The sequence below is a fragment of the Pseudomonas cichorii genome (genome assembly GCF_003700275.1).
Lineage (GTDB): Bacteria > Pseudomonadota > Gammaproteobacteria > Pseudomonadales > Pseudomonadaceae > Aquipseudomonas > Aquipseudomonas cichorii_B.
Window position 1 is genome coordinate 6,904 of sequence record NZ_RBRE01000018.1, and the last position, 8,363, is coordinate 15,266.

General features: G+C 61.6%; 2 protein-coding genes (1 of these 2 running past the window's edge). Both read left to right on the forward strand.

What is annotated here, in order from left to right; genetic code table 11:
• The coding region annotated (locus tag ALQ04_RS05850; RefSeq protein WP_122314912.1) for a non-ribosomal peptide synthetase crosses the window boundary (this coding region is incomplete at its 5' end): on the forward strand, window positions 1–6,603 show 6,603 of its 13,506 nt. The annotated region extends 6,903 nt beyond the left edge of the window.
• Window positions 6,600–8,363: condensation domain-containing protein (locus ALQ04_RS05855; RefSeq protein ID WP_259644942.1), on the forward strand; the 1,764-nt coding region annotated here is incomplete at its 3' end. The genes ALQ04_RS05850 and ALQ04_RS05855, both read left to right, overlap by 4 nt.

Sequence of the window (8,363 nt, forward strand, 5' to 3'; positions counted from 1 at the left end):
GGCGGTCACTCGCTGTTGGCCGTCAAGCTGATCGAGAAGATGCGCCAGCAAGGCCTGAGTGCCGATGTGCGCGTGCTATTCAGTCAGCCAACCCTGTTGGCGCTGGCCGCCGCAGTAGGCAGTGGCACGGAAATCCGCGTACCGGCCAATCTGATCGAACCGGGTTGCTCGCGGATCACTCCTGAAATGCTGCCTTTGCTGGAAATCAGTGAGGCTTCGCTGCAGCGTCTGCTCTCGGCTGTACCGGGCGGCGCGGCCAATGTGCAGGACATTTACCCACTGGCGCCGTTGCAGGAAGGGATTCTCTATCACTACCTGACAGCCGAAGCCGGCGACCCGTATGTGCTGCAATCGCAGTACGCCTTTGACAGCCGCGAACGTCTGGACGCCTTTATCCAGGCGCTGCAATCGGTCATTGATCGTCACGATATCCTGCGCACGGCAGTGCACTGGACCGGGCTCGATGAGCCGGTACAAGTCGTATGCCGAAGCGTCAGGCTGCAACCGCAATGGGTCGAGCTTGATCCGGCAAATGGCCCGATTACCAGTCAATTGTCGGCGCGTTTCGATGCCCGCCACTATCGTCTGGATCTGACCCGCGCACCGCTGCTGCATCTGGCCTGTGCCGAGGATCGCGAACAGAACCGCTGGGTTGCCACGCTGCTGTTCCATCACCTGGCGCTGGACCATACCGCGCTGGAAGTCATGCAGCTGGAAATGCAGGCCTTCCTGCTCGGGACTGCAGACCGGTTGGGCGCGCCGATGCCCTATCGCAATTATGTGGCGCAGACGCGACTCGGCCAGAGCACTGGCCAGCATGAACAGTTCTTCCTCGACATGCTGGGCGATATCAACGAGCCGACCCTGCCGTTCGGCGTGCACGATGTGCAGGGTGACGGACGGGGTATCGAAGAAGTCCATCATCCGCTCGACCTGCAGTTGTCGGCACGCTTGCGCCAGCAGGCGCGGCAACTGGGTGTCAGCGCCGCCAGCCTGATGCATCTGGCCTGGGCGCTGGTACTGGGCAAGGTGTCGGCCACCGACAATGTGGTCTTCGGCACGGTGCTGATGGGCCGGATGCAGGGCGGCGAGGGTTCTGACCGGGCCTTGGGGATCTTTATCAATACCCTGCCTTTGCGGGTATCCCTCGACCGGCAGGACGTGCGCCAGAGTGTTCGTCAAACCCACGAACGGCTCACCGCCTTGCTGGCCCACGAACATGCTTCACTGGCCCTTGCCCAGCGCTGCAGCGGCGTGGCGGCCCCGACGCCGCTGTTCAGCGCCTTGCTCAATTTCCGGCACAGCGCGCCTGTGGCCAGCGGCGAACATCTGGCTGCCTGGCAAGGCATGCAGGCATTGGGCGGCGATGAGCGCACCAACTATCCGCTGACCCTCAATGTCGATGACTTCGGTGACGCTTTCAAACTCACCGCGCTGGCGCTGGCGTCAATCGGTGCACAGCGGATCTGCAGCTATATGCAGGTTGCGCTGGAGCAATTGATCGATGCACTGGAGCAGGCTCCGCAAACGCCGCTCAATCACCTGTCGATCCTGCCGTACGCTGAACGCCAGCAGTTGCTGCATGACTGGAACCACAGCGCTGCGGGTTTTGCCGACGACCAGCTGATTCATCGGGCGGTCGAAGCCTGGGCCGCGGCGAACCCTTCGGCTCTGGCAATTCGTTTCGAGGCGCGGCGTCTGACTTATGGCGAACTCAACGCCCGTGCCAACCAGGTCGCCCATCGTCTGATCGAACAGGGCGTCGGCCCGGACGATCGGGTGGCGATCTGTGTCGAACGCGGTCCGGAAATGATCGTTGGCCTGCTCGGCATCCTCAAGGCCGGTGCCGGTTATGTGCCAATGGATCCGGCCTATCCGGCGGAGCGTCTGGCGTACTTGCTCAAGGACAGTGCCCCGGTTGCGCTGCTGGTCCAGCGTTCGACGGCCCAGGCGCTGGCGCAGCACAGTATTGCGTTCATCTGCCTGGATGACGGCAGTCTGCACGGTATGGGAATGCAGAACCCGCAGGTTAAAGGGTTGACCTCTGCGCATCTGGCCTACGTGATCTACACCTCGGGCTCCACCGGCTTGCCGAAAGGCGTACAGGTCGAGCACCGCAACGTGGCGCGGCTGTTCTCGGCGACCCAGGCGTGGTTCGACTTCGGACCGACCGATGTCTGGGCGCTGTTCCATTCCTTTGCCTTCGACTTCTCGGTCTGGGAAATCTGGGGCGCGCTGGTACACGGCGGTGAATTGCTGATCGTGCCGCAACTGGTCAGCCGTTCGCCGCAGGAATGCTATGCCTTGCTCTGTGAGGCGGGCGTGACGGTGTTGAACCAGACCCCAAGTGCTTTCCGCCAGTTGATTGCTGCCCAGGGTGAAAGTCATCAGGCGCACTCATTGCGTCAAGTGATCTTTGGCGGTGAAGCGCTGGAAACCGGGATTCTCAAACCGTGGTACGCAAGAGCGGTGAACGCCGGTACGCAACTGGTCAACATGTACGGAATTACCGAAACCACGGTGCATGTGACCTATCGTGCGCTGCAGGCGGCAGATGCCTTGCAGGCCGGTGTCAGCCCGATTGGTGTGCGGATTCCGGACTTGCAGACCTATGTGCTGGATGCCAATCGACAGCCAGTGCCGGTTGGTGTCGTTGGCGAGCTGTACGTGGGCGGCGCGGGCGTAGCGCGAGGTTACCTGAATCGTCCTGAGCTGAACGAAGAGCGGTTTATTCCGGATCCGTTCCGTACCACTAAAAACGCACGCCTGTATCGCACCGGCGATATGGCGCGCTGGACCGCCGAAGGCACCCTGGATTACCTGGGCCGTAACGACGACCAGGTGAAGATTCGCGGTTTCCGCATCGAGCTGGGCGAGGTCGAGGCGCAGCTTTCGGCCTGTACCGGTGTACGTGAAGCGGTGGTCATTGCCCGCGAGGATGTAGCGGGCGACAAGCGCCTGGTGGCCTACGTCATTCCTGAGCAAGGCAAGGCACCTTCAGCCACCGAACTGCGCAACCAACTGCTGCAAAGCCTGGCCGAGCATATGTTGCCTAGCGCCTTTGTGACCCTTGAAGCACTGCCGTTGACCACCAACGGCAAGCTGGATCGCAAGGCCTTGCCGGCGCCGGATCAATCGGCACTGGCCAGCCGGGCTTATGAAGCACCACAGGGCTCGGTCGAGGTGGCGATTGCTCAACTCTGGCAGGAATTGCTCGATATCGAGCAGGTGGGGCGCCAGGACCACTTCTTCGAGCTGGGCGGCCATTCGCTGTTGGCGGTCAAACTGATCGAGCGCATGCGTCAGCAGAATCTCAGTGCGGACGTGCGGGTGCTGTTTGGTCAGCCGACCCTCGAAGCACTGGCGGCGGCCGTGGGCGGAAAGTCCGAGATGCTGATCCCGGCCAACCTGATTGTCGAGGGCTGCGAGCAGATTACCCCGCAGATGCTGCCGCTGGTCAGCCTGAGTCAGGCACAGATCGACAGGGTCATGGCCAGTGTGCCGGGCGGGATTGCCAATGTGCAGGATATCTATGCGCTGGCGCCGCTGCAGGAAGGGATTGTCTATCACCATTTGAGTGCGACCGAGGGCGATCCGTACCTGCAATATGTGCTGTTCGGCTTCGACCGGTTGTCACGCATCGAGGCATTTGCCGCAGCCTTGCAGGGCGTGGTTTCACGCCACGATATCCTGCGCACCGGCGTGCTCTGGGAAGGATTGAACGAGCCGCTGCAAGTGGTCTGGCGCGAAGCGAAACTGGCTGTAGAAGCGGTGACTCTGGACCCGGAAGATGGCGATATCGCCAGCCAGTTGCATGCGCGTTTCGACCCGCGTCACTACCGGCTGGATATTCGCCAGGCACCGCTGATGCGCATTGCCTATGCCGAGGATCCGCTGAACGAGCGCTGGGTGGCGATCCTGCTGTTCCATCACCTGATCGACGATGCGACCTCGCTGGCAGTGCTGTCCCGTGAGATCGAAGCGTTCATGCAGGGACGTGAACACACCCTGGCCGCCTCAGTGCCTTACCGCAACTACGTGGCGCAGGCCCGCCTGGGCGTCAGTCGTGAGGCGCACGAAGCGTTCTTCCAGGACATGCTGGGGGATATCGACGAGCCGACGCTGCCTTTCGATCTGCATGATGTACAGGGCGATGGCAGCGGCATCGAGGAAGTGCGCCTGGCGGTGCACAGTGACCTGACCGGGCGGTTGCGCCAGCAGGCGCGCGGTCTTGGCGTCAGCATGGCCAGTCTTTACCATCTGGCCTGGGCCCAGGTCCTGGCGCGGATCACCGGCAAGGACGACGTCGTATTCGGTACGGTACTGATGGGTCGCCTGCAGGGCGGTGAAGGTGCCGACCGGGCGCTGGGCATGTTTATCAATACCTTGCCGCTGCGAGTGGCTGTCGGCGCTATCGATGCCCGTGAGGCAGTCAAGAACACGCACCGGCGCTTGAGCGGGCTGCTGGCGCACGAACACGCCTCGCTGACGCTGGCCCAGCGTTGCAGTGCGGTAAAAGCGCCATTGCCATTGTTCAGTGCCTTGCTCAATTACCGCCACACCGGTGCATCCAGGGCTCGCGACGGGCTTGATTCGTGGGAAGGCATCGAACTGCTCAAGGGCGAAGAGCGCACCAACTATCCGTTGACCCTGTCGGTGGACGATCAGGGGCAGGACTTTGCCTTTTCGATCATGACTCCGGTGCGTATAGGTGCCGAACGGATGTGTGGTTATGTGCAGCAGGCACTGGCCGGGCTGGCCGATGCGCTGGAGCGGGTACCTGCGGGCCGCATGCGGCATGTCTCGATTCTGCCGGCGCAGGAGCAGGATCTGCTGATCTCTGGCTTCAACGCTACGGCGGTCGAATATCCGCTGGATCAGACCGTTCATGGCCTGTTCGAGGCGCAGGTCGAGCGTACGCCGCATGCAATAGCGTTGGTGCATGCGCATGAGCGCCTGAGTTATCGGGTACTCAATGAGCGTGCCAACCGCCTGGCCCATCATCTGCGCAGTCAGGGCGTGATGCCGGATTCGCGGGTGGCGATCTGTGTCGAGCGCGGAATCGAGATGGTGGTCGGCCTGCTGGCGATCATGAAGGCGGGCGGCGGTTATGTGCCGCTGGACCCGGCTTATCCAGTGGAACGGATTGCCTATATGTTGCAGGACAGCGCGCCTGCAGCGGTACTGGCACAGACTTCGACTCTGGAACTGCTGTCGGCGGCTGCGTTGCCTCTGGTTAATCTGGATGAGGTTACCTGGCAGGATCAGCCCGTCTCCAATCCAGTGATTGCAGAACTGACGCCGGCGCATCTGGCCTACGTTATCTATACCTCCGGCTCAACCGGCCTGCCGAAAGGCGTGATGATCGAGCACCGCAATACGGTCAACTTCCTGACCTGGGCGCAGCAGTCATTTGAACCGGAAGTGCTGGCCAAAACCCTGTTCTCCACCTCGCTGAACTTCGACCTGGCGGTCTACGAGTGCTTTGCACCGCTGATTTCCGGTGGCTGCACCGAAGTGGTCAAGAATGTGCTTGCCCTGCAAGGCGGTGAGCATGACGTCACGCTGATCAATACCGTGCCGTCGGCCCTTAAAGCGCTGCTGGAATCGGGCGGCCTGGGGCAGGGCGTGCACACAGTCAACGTCGCCGGGGAAGCGCTCAAGGGCTCCTTGGTCGAGAAGCTGTTTGCCGAAACCAGCGTCAAACGCTTGTGCAACCTCTACGGACCATCGGAAACCACGACTTATTCCAGTTGGGTGGCGATGGACCGCGAGGACGGGTTTGCCGCGCATATCGGCAAGCCGGTGGCCAATACCCGGTTCTATCTGCTCGATGAGCACCGCCAACCTGTGGCGCTGGGCGTTGCGGGTGAAATCTATATCGGCGGTGCCGGTGTGGCGCGCGGTTATCTGAATCGCGATGACCTGACCTCCGAGCGCTTCCTTAATGATCCATTCAACTCCGGCGCAAGGATGTACCGCACCGGCGATCTGGGTCGCTGGCTGGCGGACGGCAATATCGAGTACCTGGGCCGTAACGACGATCAGGTCAAGATTCGTGGCTTCCGCATCGAACTGGGCGAGATCGAAACCCGGCTGGCGCGTCATCCTGCCGTGCAAGAAGCAGTGATCATGGCTCGCGAGGATGTGCCGGGCGACAAGCGTCTGGTGGCGTATTTCACCTCGTCTGCAGGCAACGTCGATCTGGATACCCTGCGCAGCCATCTGCAAAGCCAGTTGCCGGAGTACATGGTCCCGGCGGCCTATGTCCATCTTGAAAAACTACCACTGACGCCGAACGGCAAGCTTGACCGCAAGGCGCTGCCGGCGCCGGACCAGCAGGCCTTGATCAGTCGTGGCTACGAAGCTCCGCAAGGCGAAACCGAAACCACTCTGGCGCAGATCTGGGCCGAAGTGTTGCAGGTCGAGCGTGTCGGGCGGCATGACCATTTCTTTGAACTGGGTGGCCATTCGTTGCTGGCGGTCAGCCTGATGGAAAGGGTGCGTCAGGCCGGTATCGAAGCCGACGTCAAAACCCTGTTTGAACAACCCACCCTCGCAAAATACGCCGCTGCGACGGAAAAAACGGAGATTTTCCTGTGACCTTGATTGAACTGCTGACCACTCTTGAAGAAAAAGGCGTCGAACTTTCCGTTAACGGTGAGCAACTGGCGGTACGCGGCCGCAAGCAGTCACTGGCCGAGCCGGCCACCCTGGCATTGCTGCGAGAGCACAAGGCAACGCTTATAGAATCGATCAGGAGCGGAGCCTATGCGAGCATCCTGGCCAGCCTGCAAAGCGTACCGGCCAACGGGATTGTCCCGGGTTGCGAGCGTATCACTGCGCAGATGTTGCCGTTGCTGGCCCTGGAACAGGAAGCAATCGACAGGGTTGTCAGCCAGGTCACCGGAGGCGCTGCCAATGTCCAGGATATCTATCAGCTGGCACCGTTGCAGGAAGGGATTCTCTACCATCACCTGACCGCCGAGCGTGGCGATCCGTATGTTCTGCAGGCCGAATTCACCCTGGCCAGCCGCGAACGACTCGATGACTTCGTCGGCGCCTTGCAGAGTGTGATCGACCGGCATGACATTCTGCGCACCTCGCTGCACTGGGAAGGGCTGGAAGAGCCGGTTCAGGTGGTCTGGCGTAAAGCGCAACTGGCGGTGCGGGACATTACCCGGGAGCTGGAGCAGGGCGAAGTGCTGCCACAACTCAAGGCCCGTTTCGATCCTCGCCACTATCGCCTGGATCTCGGCCAGGCACCGCTATTGTCGCTGCTGGTCAGCGAAGACCCGGCCAATCAACGTTGGGTGGCCATGCTGCTGTTCCACCACCTGGCCATCGACCACGCGGCACTGGATATCGTGCAGCGGGAAATGCAGGCGTTCCTTACCGGCCAGGCCCATGCCCTTGAAGCGCCTGTGCCTTACCGCAACTACGTGGCGCAGACTCGCCAGCCCGGCAAACGCCAGGGCCATGAAGCGTTTTTCAGCGACATGCTGAGCGACGTGGATGAACCGACCTTGCCGTTCGGCCAGCAGGATGTGCTGGGCGACGGTAACGGGATCGAAGAAGCGCATCTGACCCTGTCCACCGAACTGGGGCAGCGGCTGCGAGCCCAGACCCGGCAACTGGGCGTGAGTGCGACCAGCCTCTGCCATCTGGCCTGGGCTCGGGTGCTGGGTGTCGTGGCTGGCCGTGACGACGTGGTGTTCGGCACGGTCATGCTGGGACGCATGCAGGCAACCGAGGCCAGCGGCCAATCCCTGGGCATGTTCATCAATACCTTGCCGTTGCGTGTGCGCCTCGGCGGGCAGAGCGCCCGTGACGGAGTCGCGGCCACTCACGCGACGCTGACACAGTTGCTTGGTCATGAGCACGCATCGCTGGCGCTGGCTCAGCGTTGCAGTGGAGTTATCGCCCCGACGCCACTGTTCAGCGCGTTATTGAACTACCGGCACAGCGCCGATGCAGGGCAACCGCTGGATGCGCAGACCCTGGCGGCCTGGCAAGGTATTGAAACGCTGAGCGCCGAAGAGCGGACCAACTATCCGCTGATCCTCTCGGTGGATGATTTTGGCGAACATTTTGCGCTCAATGTTCAGGCCTCCATGGAGATTGGGGCACATCGTGTCGCACGCTATATGGCGTCTGCCCTGACGAATCTGGTCAGTGCTCTGGAGGCTGGTGCAAAAACAGACCTGACGGACATTTCGGTGCTACCCGACACCGAGCGTGAGCAATTGCTGCATGCTTTCAACGACAGTTCGACTGACTATCCACGCGACAGCTCCGTGCATGGCCTGTTCGAGGCGCAAGTCGCTGAGCAGCCGACTGCCGTGGCAGCGGTGCATGGCGAA